Annotated in this window: 17 protein-coding genes; 11 read left to right on the plus strand and 6 right to left on the minus strand. The window is 32.7% G+C overall.

Annotation, left to right across the window (positions count from 1 at the left end; translation table 11 throughout):
* Window positions 1-3 precede the first annotated feature (3 nt).
* The 5 genes from DMB68_RS17490 to DMB68_RS17510 all read right to left on the minus strand — a co-directional run bounded on the left by DMB68_RS17490 (window position 4) and on the right by DMB68_RS17510 (window position 6,269).
* The gene (locus DMB68_RS17490; protein WP_110347920.1) at window positions 4-705 is read right to left on the minus strand and encodes a DUF2971 domain-containing protein; all 702 of its coding nucleotides are present in this window, start codon (window positions 703-705) and stop codon (window positions 4-6) included.
* A 131-nt stretch (window positions 706-836) separates the two neighbouring features.
* Window positions 837-2,666, minus strand: coding sequence for an ABC transporter ATP-binding protein (locus DMB68_RS17495; protein ID WP_110347921.1), 1,830 nt, complete (start codon window positions 2,664-2,666; stop codon window positions 837-839).
* A gap of 250 nt (window positions 2,667-2,916) precedes the next feature.
* Window positions 2,917-4,644, minus strand: coding sequence for a phospho-sugar mutase (locus DMB68_RS17500; protein WP_110347922.1), 1,728 nt, complete (start codon window positions 4,642-4,644; stop codon window positions 2,917-2,919).
* Window positions 4,645-4,773: 129 nt separating this feature from the next.
* Window positions 4,774-5,730, minus strand: coding sequence for a glycosyltransferase family 2 protein (locus DMB68_RS17505; protein ID WP_110347923.1), 957 nt, complete (start codon window positions 5,728-5,730; stop codon window positions 4,774-4,776).
* An 8-nt stretch (window positions 5,731-5,738) separates the two neighbouring features.
* Window positions 5,739-6,269, minus strand: a complete 531-nt coding sequence (locus DMB68_RS17510) for a DUF4199 domain-containing protein (protein WP_110348054.1) — start codon at window positions 6,267-6,269, stop codon at window positions 5,739-5,741.
* A 246-nt stretch (window positions 6,270-6,515) separates the two neighbouring features.
* Between DMB68_RS17510 and DMB68_RS17515 the strand changes: the two genes are divergently transcribed.
* From DMB68_RS17515 to DMB68_RS17540, 6 genes are all read left to right on the plus strand, one after another.
* Window positions 6,516-6,770 (plus strand): type B 50S ribosomal protein L31, encoded by a 255-nt coding sequence (locus DMB68_RS17515; RefSeq protein WP_008464817.1) that lies wholly within the window; start codon window positions 6,516-6,518, stop codon window positions 6,768-6,770.
* A gap of 142 nt (window positions 6,771-6,912) precedes the next feature.
* Window positions 6,913-7,488 carry a Crp/Fnr family transcriptional regulator gene (locus DMB68_RS17520; RefSeq protein ID WP_110347924.1) on the plus strand — a complete coding sequence of 192 codons (576 nt, stop codon included), beginning with the start codon at window positions 6,913-6,915 and terminating at the stop codon, window positions 7,486-7,488.
* A 52-nt stretch (window positions 7,489-7,540) separates the two neighbouring features.
* Window positions 7,541-7,912, plus strand: coding sequence for a tautomerase family protein (locus DMB68_RS17525; protein WP_196783708.1), 372 nt, complete (start codon window positions 7,541-7,543; stop codon window positions 7,910-7,912).
* 65 nt (window positions 7,913-7,977) lie between these two features.
* Complete coding sequence (locus tag DMB68_RS17530; protein WP_110347925.1) at window positions 7,978-8,505, plus strand: Cif family virulence factor; 528 nt, start codon at window positions 7,978-7,980, stop codon at window positions 8,503-8,505.
* A 136-nt stretch (window positions 8,506-8,641) separates the two neighbouring features.
* Window positions 8,642-9,817 (plus strand): GlmU family protein, encoded by a 1,176-nt coding sequence (locus DMB68_RS17535; RefSeq protein WP_110347926.1) that lies wholly within the window; start codon window positions 8,642-8,644, stop codon window positions 9,815-9,817.
* 243 nt (window positions 9,818-10,060) lie between these two features.
* Window positions 10,061-11,695: an ABC-F family ATP-binding cassette domain-containing protein gene (locus tag DMB68_RS17540; protein ID WP_110347927.1), complete on the plus strand. Its 1,635-nt coding sequence runs from the start codon at window positions 10,061-10,063 to the stop codon at window positions 11,693-11,695.
* 85 nt (window positions 11,696-11,780) lie between these two features.
* On the opposite strand, the gene DMB68_RS17545 is transcribed toward DMB68_RS17540, so the two are convergent.
* Window positions 11,781-13,253, minus strand: coding sequence for a S41 family peptidase (locus DMB68_RS17545; RefSeq protein ID WP_110347928.1), 1,473 nt, complete (start codon window positions 13,251-13,253; stop codon window positions 11,781-11,783).
* Between the two features lie 251 nt (window positions 13,254-13,504).
* Between DMB68_RS17545 and DMB68_RS17550 the strand changes: the two genes are divergently transcribed.
* The 5 genes from DMB68_RS17550 to yiaA all read left to right on the plus strand — a co-directional run bounded on the left by DMB68_RS17550 (window position 13,505) and on the right by yiaA (window position 16,081).
* Entirely contained in the window at window positions 13,505-14,014 is a 510-nt protein-coding gene (locus DMB68_RS17550) for an RNA polymerase sigma factor (protein WP_110347929.1), read from the plus strand.
* Window positions 14,001-14,459 (plus strand): hypothetical protein, encoded by a 459-nt coding sequence (locus DMB68_RS17555; protein WP_110347930.1) that lies wholly within the window; start codon window positions 14,001-14,003, stop codon window positions 14,457-14,459. The genes DMB68_RS17550 and DMB68_RS17555 overlap by 14 nt, the downstream gene beginning before the upstream one ends.
* Before the next feature lie 17 nt (window positions 14,460-14,476).
* Window positions 14,477-15,004: a DUF4252 domain-containing protein gene (locus DMB68_RS17560; protein WP_110347931.1), complete on the plus strand. Its 528-nt coding sequence runs from the start codon at window positions 14,477-14,479 to the stop codon at window positions 15,002-15,004.
* Window position 15,005: 1 nt separating this feature from the next.
* On the plus strand, window positions 15,006-15,542 hold the full coding sequence (locus tag DMB68_RS17565) for a DUF4252 domain-containing protein (protein WP_110347932.1): 537 nt from the start codon (window positions 15,006-15,008) through the stop codon (window positions 15,540-15,542).
* 143 nt (window positions 15,543-15,685) lie between these two features.
* Window positions 15,686-16,081: an inner membrane protein YiaA gene (yiaA, locus tag DMB68_RS17570; RefSeq protein ID WP_110347933.1), complete on the plus strand. Its 396-nt coding sequence runs from the start codon at window positions 15,686-15,688 to the stop codon at window positions 16,079-16,081.
* Window positions 16,082-16,237: the final 156 nt, after the last annotated feature.

Genomic DNA, 16,237 nt, shown 5'->3' on the forward strand with positions numbered 1-16,237 from the left:
AACTCAAATCAAAATGTCGCTTTCCAAATCTGACTTTTCGATTTCTAATCCGAAACCTAAACGTTCTACCAACTCAATTACAAGTTTTTTATACCAGTTCTCTGACTTGGGATGAATGTATATCTTTTCGATTAATTCATTAATGTCAACATTGATTTTTAATCCTTCATTCAGTTTTAAATTGCTTTGAGAAGTATCCGTAATAATTCGAACCTCACGCTCGTACTGAAAACTTTTTCGTTTGAACAAAAACGGAAAAAATAAATCATCAAACGGAATGTATTCTTTTTTATAGTCTATATAATTAACTTCTCCAATATACTGATCAAAATTATTCTCAGGGTTTACAGCCTTTTGGAGTCTTCCAATTGTGGACTGAATCGCTAATCCCTCACTATTTTGAGTAAAAATCTGCCACATTGCATACGATTCATATTCGTTAATGTGCCAGCTGCTTACGGCTACTTTTTCACGATGTATTTTGTAATAATTTAAAAATTCAGGATTGTCAATAGCCAGTTTTTTGATTTCTTCAAATGTGGGCTCGCTAAAAGTACCTTCATACTGATCTTCAAATTTATCAGAGCGGGACATGAATAGTTTTTTCGAAAGTAATAAATCAAGAAACTTGGATAAGTCAAGATATTTCCAAACGATAGTGTCGGGATCATCCGGGAGTTTAATGTTTGGGTTGTTAAGATACATTTTAAGAGAGTTAAATGATTTATTCTTTAACTGACCTAAAGTTATAAAAATAAACACAGATTAAGGAAAGTAAACTCAGTTTTAATGTTTCCTTAATCTGTGTGAATTAATATGGTTATTGTACGTGAATTTTAAGATTCGAATGACTGCATTGTTACCAGTTTGTGATAGGTGCCGTTGTGAGAAATTAACTCATCGTGAGTTCCCTGTTCTACAATTTTTCCTTTTTGCATCACAACAATTATATCAGCTTTTTGAATCGTAGAAAGTCGGTGAGCGATAACAATCGAAGTTCTGTTTTGCATCATATTTTCAAGTGCAACCTGAACAAATTTTTCGCTCTCAGTATCCAGTGCTGATGTGGCTTCGTCCAAAATCATGATTGGAGGATTTTTTAATACCGCACGGGCAATAGATAAACGTTGTTTCTGCCCTCCGGAAATTTTGCTTCCGCTGTCTCCAATATTAGTGTAAATTCCTTTCGGAAGATCTTTTACGAATTCGTAAGCGTTTGCAATTTTCAACGCTTCAATAATTTCGTCATCTGTTGCATCTAATTTTCCTAAAGAGACATTCGCTTTAATTGTGTCATTAAATAAAGTGATTTCTTGTGTAACCAATCCCATTAAGCTTCTAAGTGAATGCAGACTCATGTCTTTGATGTTAATTCCGTCAATAGAAATTGTTCCTTCGTTTACATCATAAAAACGAGTTAATAAATTCGCAATTGTACTTTTTCCGCTTCCGGATTGTCCAACCAGAGCAACAGTTTGTCCTTTCTTAATTTGAAGAGAAAAATCTTTTAGAACGTCTGTTTCTTCATATTTAAAGTTGATGTTTTCAATATTTATAGCATCTTCAAAAGTTTCTTTTTCAAAAGCTTTAGGCTTGGATGTAATTGGGTTTTCCTGATCTAAAATTTCTAAAACACGTTCAGCTGCGGCATTTCCTCTTTTTACGGCGTAAGAAGCTTTAGATATTGATTTTGCTGGTGTCAGGATGTTGTATGCTAATCCCATGTAAGTAATGAATTCAGCCCCCTTTAAAGTGTGTTCGATTAAAACCATTTGACCTCCATACCAAAGTAAAATGGCAATAACCATAATTCCCATAAATTCGCTCGCAGGAGAAGCCAGATTTTGACGATTTCCAATACTGTTTGATAATTTAAAAAAGCGATCAGTTGAATTTTGGAATACACGATTGAAATAATTTTCAGAGTTATATCCTTTTACAACTTTCAGTCCCCCAAGTGTTTCCTCAATAGTGGATAAAAAGGTGCCTTGTTCTTGTTGTGCTTTGGTAGATTTTCTTTTTAATTGTTTTCCAATTAAAGAGATAATATATCCTGAAATAGGAATAAAAACAAATACAAAAAGGGTAAGTTTTACGCTTATCGTAAACATAGCGACAATAGTAAAAATAATAGTTAGAGGTTCTTTTACAATAAGTTCAAGAATGGCTAAAAAAGAGGATTGTACCTCGTTTACATCTGCAGAAATTCTCGAAATTACATCACCTTTTCTCTTTTCTGAGAAAAAAGCCAATGGTAATTCTAATGTTTTTTTATACATCGCATTTCGAATGTCTCTGAGGATACCATTTCTTAAATAGGTAATAAAAAACATGGCAAGATAGTCAGAGATGTTTTTTAATAGAAAGATCGTAATAATTCCCGTTACCAAAATTGATAATGTATATCCAATGCCGTTTGTATCGGTTATTGAAGTTAAATAATAACTTAGATAATTCGATAAATATTTTTTTAATTCCCAGATTCCTTTGTAAGCCGGAATGGTATAAATTTTTTTTGCTTGCCCAAACAATACATCCATCATAGGCATTAAAGAAAGAAACGAAAGTGTTCCAAATAAGGCGTACAGAACATTAAAAAAGACATTTAAGTATGCGTATCTTTTATACGGATATACAAAGGGTAGTATTTTTTTGAAATTACTCATTTATATTTTTTGATATTGATTTCTTTTATCATCATGACCAATAAGCCGCTTGGTCATGTATTTTTTACCGGACAAAATTAATCCAATTAAGGTGTTTTCAATTTCTTTTTGCTTTTTTTTATAAAAAAAGTTCTGATTTGTATTGAGAAAATACAAATCAGAACTTAAGTTTTGAGTTTGTCAATTGCACAATCATTGTGTATACAATTGGAAGCATTCTTAGAAAGAATCTTATATCTGGTTCGTTGTATTAATTCAATTGCATATCTGCAATGATATTCTGTATTTTTTGGTCTAAGAAACTTTCGGCAGCATCAAAATCCAAAACTGATTCAATTTCAGCATTTACACTGATGTAGAATTTGATTTTGGGTTCAGTACCGCTTGGTCTTGCACAAATTTTAGAACCGTCTTCAGTATAATAAATCAAAACGTTTGATTTTGGCATATCCATCACTGATTCTTCACTTGTCAATAAATTTAAAGCAACAGATGACTGATAATCTTCAACCATGATTACTCTTTGACCGTTGATTTCTTTCAATGGATTTTCTCTTAAATTAATCATCATCTGATTGATTTCTTCTAAGCCTTCAATTCCTTTTTTAGTTAATGAAACCAAATATTCTTTATAAAAACCATTTTCAACATACAGTTGCAAAAGTTCTTTGTAAACAGAACTTCCGGCAGCTTTTGCCTGAGCTGCAACTTCGCATATTAATAAAGTAGCTGCAACAGCATCTTTATCTCTTACTGCATCACCAACCATAAAGCCAAAACTTTCTTCTCCGCCACCAATAAACTGAAGTTCAGGAAAATCTTTGATCATTTTGGCAATCCATTTAAAGCCTGTCAGACCAACTTTGCATTCTACACCATAACTTGTTGCCAGTTCCATTATCATCGGAGTAGAAACAATAGTTGAGCCCACAAATTGTTTTCCGTTAATCTTGCCTGCTTTTTTCCATTGTTTCAAAAGGAAAGAAGTCATCAAAACCATGGTCTGGTTTCCGTTAAGCAAAATCATTTTGCCTTCGTTATTTCTAACAGCAACACCTAAACGGTCACAATCAGGATCAGTTCCTACCACGATATCCGAATTGGTTTTGTCTGCCAAAGCCAAAGCCATAGTCAATGCTTCCGGTTCTTCCGGATTTGGAGATTTTACAGTTGGAAAATTTCCATCTGGAATCGCTTGTTCAGGAACAATATGTACATTTTTATATCCAGCCTCAGATAAAGTATCCGGAACTGATTTTATCGAAGTTCCGTGCAATGAAGTAAAAACAATATGCAGATTGTCTTTGGCTTCAGCCGGAGTATTAAAACTCGCATTTTCGATAGATGATTTTACAAAAGCCTTGTCGATTTCTGTATCAATATATTGAATCAGGCTTTCGTCAGCATTAAATTTAATTTTATCGTAGCTTAAACTTTCAATCACATTAATAATGGCGGTATCTTCCGGCGGAACAATTTGCCCACCATCTTCCCAGTATACTTTGTATCCGTTGTATTCCGGTGGATTATGAGAAGCAGTTAGTACAATTCCGCATTGACATCCTAAATATTTAAGTGCAAATGATAATTCCGGAGTTGGGCGTAAATCTGAAAACAAATAAACCTGAATTCCATTAGCAGAAAAAACATCAGCAACCACTTTTGCTAAAGTATTACTGTTGTGACGGCAATCATAAGCAATAACTACTTTTATAGGCTGATTTGGAAACACTTCGTGCAGATAATCAGAAAGTCCCTGAGTGTTTTTTCCAAGCGTATATTTATTAATTCGGTTATTACCGATACCCATAACGCCACGCATTCCTCCTGTACCAAATTCGAGGTTTTTATAAAAACTTTCTTCAAGTTCTTTAGGCGATGTAGTCATTAATTCCTTAACGGCAGCTTGTGTTTCGTTATCAAATGTTGGTGTTAACCATTCGTTTACGGCGCTTAAAATATTAGGAGCGATATTCATGTAAATGTTTTTTTAATGTTTAAATTAAAGATAGGAATTTTTCAGGAGCTAATCCTGCTGTTCACTATATCTTTTGTGGCGAAACCCGCCACAAAAGGATGCCGCTCCCATCAGGGCTAGGACATTGCGTTAAAAATTAACTTCCCGGGCAACTTTATATCGGGCTTCATTGCTTTTAGTGCGTAAAATAATTTCACCTAAAAAACCTGCTAAAAAGAGCTGAGTTCCCAAAATCATGGTTGTTAAAGCAATATAAAACCACGGATTGTTAGTAACCAGGGTGTATTTCATTCCGGTATACATATGGTATAGTTTTGAAACTCCAATGTATCCTGCAGCTAAAAATCCAATGATGAACATAAAAGAGCCAATGGCGCCAAATAAATGCATAGGTCTTTTTCCGAATCGTGATAAAAACCAAATCGTAATCAAATCAAGAAATCCGTTAATAAAACGTTCCATTCCAAATTTGGTTTCACCATATTTACGGGCCTGATGTATCACTACTTTTTCGCCAATTTTTCCAAATCCGGCATTTTTAGCCAAAACCGGAATATATCGGTGCATTTCACCGGAAACTTCTATGTTTTTTACAACAACATTTTTATAGGCTTTCAGACCACAGTTAAAATCATTCAACTCAACACCGGAAGTTTTTCTGGCGGCCCAGTTAAATAATTTTGAGGGCAGGTTTTTGGCCACAACAGAATCGTAACGTTTCTTTTTCCAGCCTGAAACCAAATCATATTTTTGGGCTGTAATCATTTCGTACAACCCCGGAATTTCATCAGGGCTGTCCTGCAAATCGGCATCCATCGTAATGATGACATCGCCCTGAGACTTTGCAAAACCAGCATGTAAAGCTTGTGATTTTCCAAAGTTTTTCATGAAACGAATTCCTTTTACATTCGGATTTTCATTAGAAAAACTTTCGATGATATTCCACGAATCATCTGTACTTCCATCATCTACAAAAATGATTTCATAAGAGTAATTGTTGGATTGCATCACTTTAATAATCCACGAATAGAGTTCTTTTAGTGATTCCTCTTCGTTCAGAAGCGGTATAAGTATAGATAAATTCATTTATATTTTTATTCTTGTGTAGTTTTGCTTTTAAAAAATGCAGCGAAAATTAATCCGAAAATGCAGCTGATTACAATCGCAAAAACAGATCCTTTTAGTAATTCAATAGTCGAATACGGATTACTTAGCTTCATTTTTTCAATAGTTTCATTAATAACTGAAGCTGGCGATCCAAATTTTTGCATCATGTTTACCGTATATTTAATCATTAATTCGCTTAAAGTATCTTTTGCAGAAGGATCAATAATATTAAATAATAGAATGTTGAAAGAAGTAGAAATTAAAATCCCAATTACTGCTGCTATAAAATAAGTAGTAAAAGCATCCTTAAAAGGAAAAACGCCCTTTAATTCTTTCTTTGTTTTAGAAAGCAGGATGATAGAGATTGTCAGGCTTATGGCTATACCTAATAGTCCCATCCACCAGGCAGTAAATAAATTTAAATCAATCGCATATATTGTTGCAGTAATTAATGTGGATGCAATTCCAATCATTACACCATAAGTAATCCCGTTTTTCTTTATAACTTCATTAATCATATTTTCTATATGTTTTAAAATTAATCCACAAATATAGCAATTCCCAATATATTCAGTATAAAAAAGCTTTTTGAATTTATCTAAAAAAAAGTGTGTTAAAGATTTGATTATTAAAAAAGAATTGTAAATTTGCACACTCAAAAATAATTAAATTTTTAAACAAAAAGAGTATTGGTTGTTTACACCTTTTTCTAACCATGAAAAAGCTTCAAAATGAAAATGCTCCAAACAATAAATAAAAACAAGATGAAAAAAGGAATCCACCCAGAAAATTACAGATTAGTTGCGTTTAAAGACATGTCAAATGACGAAGTTTTTATTACTAAATCTACTGCAGATACAAAAGAAACAATTGAAGTTGACGGAGTTGAGTATCCAGTTGTAAAAATGGAGATTTCCAGAACATCTCACCCTTTTTATACTGGTAAATCTAAACTTATTGATACTGCAGGACGTATTGACAAGTTCAAAACTAAATATGCAAAACACGCTAAAAAATAATAGCTGTTTTTATTTTATACAAAGCCTTCCAGTTTGGGAGGCTTTTTTTGTGCACTGATTTTTAAATTCCTGTACTGCAGATGATTTTTAACTAAATAATTAATCTTTATCTTTGAAAAATAATTTATCTTAATCAAATGCAATGGATTTTCTAAAAGATATTTTTATTGATAAACTGGGGCTGGAAATGCATCATTTGGAAAAGTTCATTAGTTTAAGCCGGGCAAAGAGCTTAAAGAAAAAAGAACATCTGATTCAGGAAGGTGCTGTCTGTGAATTTGTAGGATTTGTTATCTCCGGGAAACTCAGGTCGTATGTGCAAAATGATAATCAGGAGTTTAATAATGATTTTTATCTTCAAAACAGTCTGGTAACGGCTTACACAAGTTATCTAACCCAAAGCCAAACCAATTGCAATATTGAAGCTTTGTCTGATACGCAGATCGTTTACATTACTCATAAACAATTTAATACATTAATTGAGGAAGATGTTCATTTTCTAAAATTGGCAAAATACATTTCTGATGTTTTCTTCATTAAAAAATGCAAACGCGAAACTTCATTTCTGAAAAACTCTGCGACAGAAAGATATGAATTACTTTGTAAAACCTACCCCGGAATCGAGCAGGAAATTTCGCAATATCACATTGCTTCTTATTTAGGAATAAAACCAGAATCTCTAAGCCGCATTAAACTCTTAACATACATCAATAAATAAGTGTGTGTTTAGACTGAATTTTGTACTTCAATAATCTATAAAAATTTGAAGTATGCCAGCAATTCATCTTAAAGTCAGCGGTAAAGAAAATCCTGCTTTAGCAAAAGAACTCGTAAAAACTATTAGAACTCTCACAAATCAGATTCTGCATAAAAAGCCTGAAGTTACAGTAGTAATCGTAAGTTTTATTCCGGATTATCTGTGGTTTGTAAATTCAGAATCTTTAGCTGAATTAAAAAAGAATAGTTTCTTTTTGACGATCAAAATTTCAGACTCAACAAATCTAAAAGACGACAAGGCAAAATATATAGAAGCTTTGCATGGTGAACTGTCGGATATATTAGGGAATGTTCATCCGGTAAGTTATACCGCAATTGAGGAAATGAAAGCAGATGCTTACGGCTATGAAGGACTTACAATATGAATATAGAATCATCAATAATAAGATTTCAAATTTTAAATCACAAAATAACCTTAAATAAAGCAAAAATGGAAAAATTTAAAATAATGTTGATTTTACTTTTAACAATCTTACCATTTTATGGACAGCAAAAAACCGATAATAAAAATATAATACTGGCAATAATTGATGATTATTCAAAAAGTGTCATAACAAAAGATTCCATTGCGTTTTATAATTTGTTTAACGATGGAAATGTGACTTGGTGCGCAGGCTATAAAGATCGTACTCAAACTAAAGAAATTGAAGCAAAAGGAAAGACAAATGCAGGGAGTAATTATTTTTCCGGATCGTACAAAGGATTCATGAGAGGATTGTTCAGATATAAATCTAGTGAAGATAAGTTTGATAATATTAAAATTATCGAAGACGGTACTGTAGCTTCTGTAACAATGGATTATAGTTTTTGGGCAGATGATAAAATGACAAATTGGGGCAGTAAATATTTGAATCTTATAAAAAGAGACGGCAAATGGAAGATTACAAGTGTAATTTATTCATTAGAATTGATTCAATATTTTAAACAACCCGAGTTTAAAGAGCGGCAAAGGAAATAAATTTGGTTCTGAATTTTGAATTGGAAGTGCTGTGTTTCCTGCAGAGAAAAACATGTTTATTGACACAAATAAAATATTTGTAACTTTGATCCTGATAACCAAATCACAATTTTAACAAGTTCCAAATTTATTATTTATGAATTACATTCTTTTTGACGGTCCCGTTCGGAATGCTTTATTACCTTTTACTTTTACCAGGCCCGTGGCTGATATTTTAATCGGAATCATGACGATTCGTCAAAAATGGGAAGCGCGTTTGGGTTCAACCATTACTACTATTACCGAAGAATATTTGTCTGCTAAATTTCCGATGGTGGAAATGGAGGAAAATGTTATGATAAATGCTGCGTATTTACCAAATGATACGCTTGTAGATATGATTTCTAATTTAAAGGAAAATCAGGCAATCTTTAAAGGCGATGATGTTGTTGCTTTTTTTGCAACTGAAAATCAGGAAGAAGTTGATTTTGATTCGTATGAAATTCTCCAATACAACGATGATTGTTTGACAGTGGAGCATACCTGGGATATTTTTTCTAAAAATGATGCTGCCATTCGTGCCGATTTTGATTATTTGACAGAAGATAGAAAATCACAGTCAATTCCGAAAAGTGTAAATGTTATTGCACCGGAAAATATATTTATTGAAGAAGGAGCAAAATTAGAATTTGTAACTCTTAATGCTTCAACAGGTCCTATATATATAGGTAAGAATACCGAAATTATGGAAGGAACCGTGATTCGTGGTCCTTTTGCTTTATGCGAAAATGCGCAGGTAAAACTGAATGCAAAGATTTATGGAGCGACAACCGTTGGTCCGGGATCAAGAATAGGAGGAGAGGTTAAAAATTCGGTTCTTTTTGCGAATTCAAACAAAGGTCACGACGGGTTTTTAGGAGATTCTGTTTTGGGTGAATGGTGTAATATTGGTGCTGACAGTAATAATTCCAATCTAAAAAACAATTACGAAGAAGTAAAATTGTGGAGTTATGAAACAGAGGGTTTTGCTAAAACCGGGCTCCAGTTTTGTGGTTTGATGATGGGGGATCACAGTAAATGCGGAATCAATACGATGTTTAATACCGGAACAGTGGTAGGAGTGAGCACTAATATTTTTGGAAGCGGTTTTCCCCGAAATTTTGTTCCGAGTTTTTCATGGGGCGGTGCTGCCGGCTTTACTACTTATATTACCAAAAAAGCTTTTGAAACAGCAAAATTAGTAATGGGAAGAAGAAATATTGAGTTTGATGAAACAGAAGCAGCTATCTTAGAACATGTTTTTGAAGAAACCAAAAAATGGAGAAAGGATTAATGTGATAATTAGTTAATGTGCCAATTAGATAATTTATGGAGAACCGATATTTGCATTTTGTAAGTATTGGTTTTTTTTTGTTTGAAATAAGATTTTTTGTTAGGGAAATTATCTAATTATCTAATTGACAAATTGCCACATTTAGAATTGGCACATTATCTAATTAAAATCTATCTTTGCACCTTCAAAAAATACATGTTTAGGAATTAAGAGATCTAAGCATTCTAAAATCTAAAAGTCTAAATGATTACAGTCAACGATATTTCGGTTCAGTTTGGTGGAACTACACTTTTTAGCGATGTTTCTTTTGCTATAAATGAAAATGATAAAATTGCCCTTATGGGTAAAAATGGTGCGGGAAAATCGACACTTCTAAAAATAATTGCAGGGCAAAGCAAGCCTTCTACCGGAAATATTTCAGCTCCAAAAGAAGCGATTATTGCATATCTTCCTCAGCACTTACTAACAGAAGACGGTGCAACTGTTATGGAAGAAGCATCAAAAGCTTTTGGTGAAATTTTTAGCATGAAAGCAGAAATCGATGAAATAAACGAACAGTTAACTATTCGTACCGATTATGAAAGTGATGCTTACATGAAACTAATTGAAAGGGTTTCTGATTTAAGCGAAAAATTCTACGCAATTGAAGAAGTTAATTACGAAGCTGAAGTAGAAAAAATATTAGTTGGTTTAGGATTTGAAAGAGAAGATTTTACACGTCAGACTTCAGAATTTTCAGGAGGGTGGAGAATGCGTATCGAACTGGCTAAGATTTTATTAAGAAAACCGGATTTGATTCTTTTAGATGAGCCTACCAACCACATGGATATCGAAAGTATTCAATGGCTGGAAGAGTTTCTTTTAAATCAGGCAAAAGCAGTTGTGGTAATTTCGCACGACAGGGCGTTTGTTGATAATATAACCAATCGTACCATTGAAGTAACGATGGGAAGAATTTACGATTACAAAGCTAAATATTCTCATTATTTAGAATTAAGAAAAGACCGTCGTATCCATCAGCAAAAAGCATATGATGAACAGCAAAAAATGATTGCAGATAATCGTGCTTTTATTGATCGTTTTAAAGGAACTTTCTCTAAAACAGATGCTGTTCAGTCTCGTGTGAAAATGCTTGAAAAATTAGAAATTGTTCAGGTTGATGAAGTAGATACTTCTGCATTAAGATTGAAATTCCCCCCAGCAGCACGTTCCGGGCAATATCCGGTTGTAGTAAAAGAAATGTCTAAATCTTACGGTGATCATGTAGTCTTTAAAGATGCAAACATTGTAATCGAACGTGGTCAGAAAGTAGCTTTTGTTGGAAAAAATGGTGAAGGAAAATCAACTATGATCAAAGCGATTATGAAAGAAATTGGAGTTGATTCCGGAAGTGTAGAAATTGGACACAATTCTCAAATTGGATATTTTGCTCAAAATCAGGCAGCATTATTGGATGAAAACGCTACCATTTTTGAAACTATAGATGGTATTGCTGTTGGAGACATCAGAACGCAGATCAAAAATATTTTGGGAGCATTTATGTTTCAGGGTGATGATATTACCAAAAAAGTAAAAGTACTTTCTGGTGGAGAAAAAACACGTCTGGCAATGATTAAATTATTGTTGGAGCCAGTGAATTTGCTGATCCTGGATGAGCCTTCGAATCACCTTGATATGAAGACTAAAGATATTATCAAAGATGCTTTGCGTGATTTTGACGGAACATTAATCCTGGTTTCTCACGACCGTGATTTCCTTGACGGATTAGCTACTAAAGTGTTTGAGTTTGGAAACAAAAGAGTAAAAGAACATTTTGAAGATGTAGCCGGTTTCTTAGCACATAAAAAAATGGATTCTATGCGGGAAATTGAAAAGTAGTAAGTATTTCTTTTAAAATAAAAAATGCCCCAATAGTATTTGACTTTTGGGGCATTTTATTTTTGCAGTTTTAGTATTTTGAAAACTATTTAGTATTGTTTTCTATATACATTTCCTTTCCAAAACGGCGCATTGATTTTGAATCTGTAAAATAAGGGAGATTTAGTCCTTTATCAGCTTGTATTCTTTTTGCAGTTGAACCTGTAATTTTTGATATAGCAAGGTTCAGTAGTGGTTCGGATGGATCTCCTAAAATACCGTAAGTACTAACTTTTTCCTCTAGTGCAAAAGTGGGGGCTAATCCTCCTGTGTAATCTCCAAAATTATCCTTATTTGTGATTTTAAAAGTCAGGGGTTGCATCGCATATTTATGAGCAGGATTTATTTGTGCTTTCGATAATAAAGAAGGTGAATCGTAAATGGTATTAGATCCAACATTTTTACCTACAGTTGTTCCTCCAATTTGAACTACATTGACGTATGGTTTTAATCCATTGATGACCAATTCGCTGGCAGAAGCTGTATTGTCTGTTGTTATAATGTATACTGTGTTTAAATTTAAACTGTTTAATGCTGTTCCTGAATTTGTTTTGTCTGTAAATCTTTCCTTTAATGATTCTAAATCCTCATCATCCATAAGGGCCATTTGTTTTGGGTTGTATTGTCTTTGAGAGAATACTTGGCCTTTAAACTGACCTGTAATCATACTTGCCAGTAACGTTGATGAATGAACAACTCCTCCGCCATTATATCTTAAATCCAAAACCAGATCTGTAACACCGCCTGATTTTAATTCAGCGAAAGCCTGATTCAAAGCATTGTCATATTCATTATAGAAGCCATTATACATTAAATAACCTATTTTATGGCTTCCGGATGATATTATCTTGTTGATTAATATTGGATTTTCTTCTAAAGTAGTTTTAGTAAGTTTTACGGATTTTCCAGTTAGAACAAGAGTGTTGTTATTAATTACAGCCAAACTCAAAGTATAGCTGTTTGATTTTAGTAGCAGTTTTTCATAATTTGAAACTGTAAGTTGTGTGCCGTTAACCTTTGTAAATAAATCTCCGCGTTTTATATCTTTTTTCGAAGCGTCTGAATTAGGGATTATATAACGTACGTAACCTGCCAAATTGTCTGACCCATCTCCTATATAGCTTAATTTGAAGTCAATACCTGAGTTTTTTGTAATTCCGCTTAATTCTTGTTCAAGAACGGTATAGTCCTCTACAATCCAGCTAAAACGGTCAATAGCATCATTAGGATATTTGCTCTCCGGTTTATTTAATAGATCTTCAAATAAATCTTCCGGCTCTGAATATCCTTTTAAAAAAGAATTAAAATCTTCCTGACTTGCAAAACGGTTATCGGCTAAATTTGGAACATCAGCTTGCCATAAATAAGCTTCATTCAGGCCTCTCCAGATAAAATCCTTTATTTCTAAAGCTGTTGCGGCATTGTATGTTTCTTTATCGACATCATCCTTGTCATCACAAGATTGCAAACTAAACGCAATTAAAAAAAAGTAAAAGAGACTTCGTAGTATATTTTTCATAAAATAGGGGTTTCAATATAGAATAAACGTAAAAATAGTACCTTTAGTTTTAACTATAATAAATGTGCAGTTTTTTTTACAACATTTTTTAAGCTTACCTGTAACAAAAATAATAGTGACTCGTCTTGACTATATAAGCTAACCAAATATTTTTGATTTATAAAATGAATATGGCTTTGAAGCTGTCAAAAAAAACATTAATCAAAATATGTAAATTACATGTGACTGATCAAACCAATAACTAACCAAATATGAACCAGGTTGTATTTATAGAATTAATAAATCCTTTTAAAGACAAAGTTTTTCGTCTCGCAAAAAGATTATTAACAAGCACCGAAGAAGCTGAAGATGCAACTCAGGAAGTAATGGTAAAATTATGGAATAAAAAGGACAATTTAGATGCTTATAATAATATCGAAGCTGTGGCTATGACCATGACAAAAAATTATTGTCTGGATCAATTGAAATCTAAAAGAGCAGATAATCTTAAAATTGTGCACAATAATTTTACAGACAGACAGCCTCAGTTAGATAAAAAAATAGAAGATGCTGACAGTCTGGAATGGGTAGAGAAGATAATCGGTCAATTGCCTGAACAATTACAAATATTAATTCAGTTACGCGATGTTGAGCAATATGAATTTGAGGAAATTGCAAAAATTGTCAACATGAATGAAACGGCTATCAGAGTAGCACTTTCCAGAGCAAGAAAAAAAATACGGGAATCAATGGTTAATACACACAGTTATGGAATTAAATAAAATAGAAAATATATTAGAAAAATACTTTCAGGGAGAAACTTCTATTGCTGAAGAAAACGAATTAAAAGAATACTTTTCTTCGCCAAATGTTGCGCAGCATTTAAAGCAATATCAGCCAATTTTTGGATATTTCTCTCAGGTAAAAGAGCAAAAAATGACGCAGGAAATTCCACTACAAACTAAAAAACGAAAAGTGGCGTGGTTATCGATTGCGGCTTCGATTGTAATTTTACTGGGAATTGGGGCCTTTTATTATGTGAGTGACAATAGTACAGATAATGTTGTGGCAAAATCAGAATTAGGGACTTATGATAATCCTGAAGAGGCTCTTGCTGCAACGCAAAAAGCTTTAGCTTTATTATCAAACAATGTGAATGTAGGTATAGAAAGTGTACACTATATTAAAGAATACGAGCAATCAAAAAATAAAATTTTTAAACAATAAACTTAATTTAATATAACATGAAAAATTTCATCATAACAGTAATTTTGGCCCTTTTTACTCATGCTTTTTATGCACAAAATGCCTTTGATAAATTTGATGGGCAGGATGATGTAACATCGGTAATTGTCAATAAAAAAATGTTTGACATAATGAGTAAGGTAAAAGTAGATGCTTCTGATAAAGAAACCCAGCAATACATGAATCTTATTAAAAAGCTGGATAATTTAAAAGTGTTTACTACAAAAAATCCAAAAATTGAAGCAGACATGAAGCTCTCTGCTGATAAGTACATTAAAACTGCCAGTTTGGAAGAATTGATGCGTATTAATGATAGTGGGAAAAACGTGAAAATATACGTTAAATCAGGTGCGACTGACACTAAAATAAAAGAATTGTTTATGTTTATTGATGGTGCTAAAAATGAAGATACAGTTTTATTGTCTTTAACCGGGAACTTTGATTTAAATGAAATATCTGTACTGACAGATAAAATGCAGCTTCCTGGTGGGGCTGATTTGAAAAAAGCTTCAAAAACTAAAAAATAAAATGAAAACCAATATTTTTATTTCGGCCCTTTTGGTGTTGATGACTTTAGTAAGTTGCAATTCTGAGCCTTCACTGCAAAAGTATTTTGTGGAAAATACGGAGAAAAAAGATTTTATTTCACTTGATGTTTCACCCAGTATTTTAAATGTAGATAAGGCAAAATTATCTGCAGAACAATCCGAAGCGTTGCATTCTTTTGATAAAATGAACATTCTGGCTTTCAAGGCAAATGATAAAAATCAAGCACAATTTGAAACAGAAAGAACTAAAATAAAAGCAATTTTAAAAAATCCTAAATATCAGGAATTGATGAAGGTTGGTTCCGGTAAAGATGGGGCTTCAGTAAGTTTTGTCGGCACTGATGATGACATAGAAGAATTTGTAATTTTTGCAAACAGAAAAGAAAATGGTTTTGCAGTGGTAAGGGTTTTAGGGAAAAACATGAATCCGAATAACATTATGACTTTGATGACTGTTTTAAAAGAATCAAAAATTGATATGGAACAACTTAAGCCTTTACAGCAATTAGTTAAATAGTTATGTTTTCATAAATTAAATGCAGAAAGCTCCAATTTGGGGCTTTTTGTGTATTTGAAAGATTATGCTGAATAATACTTGTACTTTTTTATTCTAAAAACGGAGCTACTTGATTATATTTGTGACTTACCAAAATAATAAATATGATACAAAAAACATCGAATGCCTTTGTAGCGGCATCATGGGTAGCTCTTGGAGCTGGAACAGTTGGATTTATAGTTGGACTTGCAAGAGCTGAAATGCTGTTAAACGAAAAAGGATATTACTTTACCGTTTTAATGTTCGGACTTTTCGCTGTAGTTTCATTGCAAAAAAGTGTTAGGGACAGGCTGGAAAATCTTCCAGTAACAGATATCTATTACGGAATATGTTGGTTCGGAACTCTTTTGTCTATTGTTTTATTGATCGTTGGACTTTGGAATGCGACTATTTTGCCAAGTGAAAAGGGATTCTATGCTTTTGCTTTTTTATTGGCACTGTTTGGAGCTATTTCTGTGCAGAAAAATACCAGAGATAATATGTCTTTTACTAATGAATAAATATCTTGAAATTCAAAAATAATTTCAAAATTATCAAACTAAAAAGCTTCATTATTGGAGCTTTTTTTTATGTTTTTAATAGTGATATTTTTCATTAAATAGTAAAATATTTTAATAACTATTTGATTACATTTGACGCTAAATTTAAAAATCAAA

This window comes from Flavobacterium hydrophilum, from assembly GCF_003202405.1.
GTDB classification, from domain to species: domain Bacteria; phylum Bacteroidota; class Bacteroidia; order Flavobacteriales; family Flavobacteriaceae; genus Flavobacterium; species Flavobacterium hydrophilum.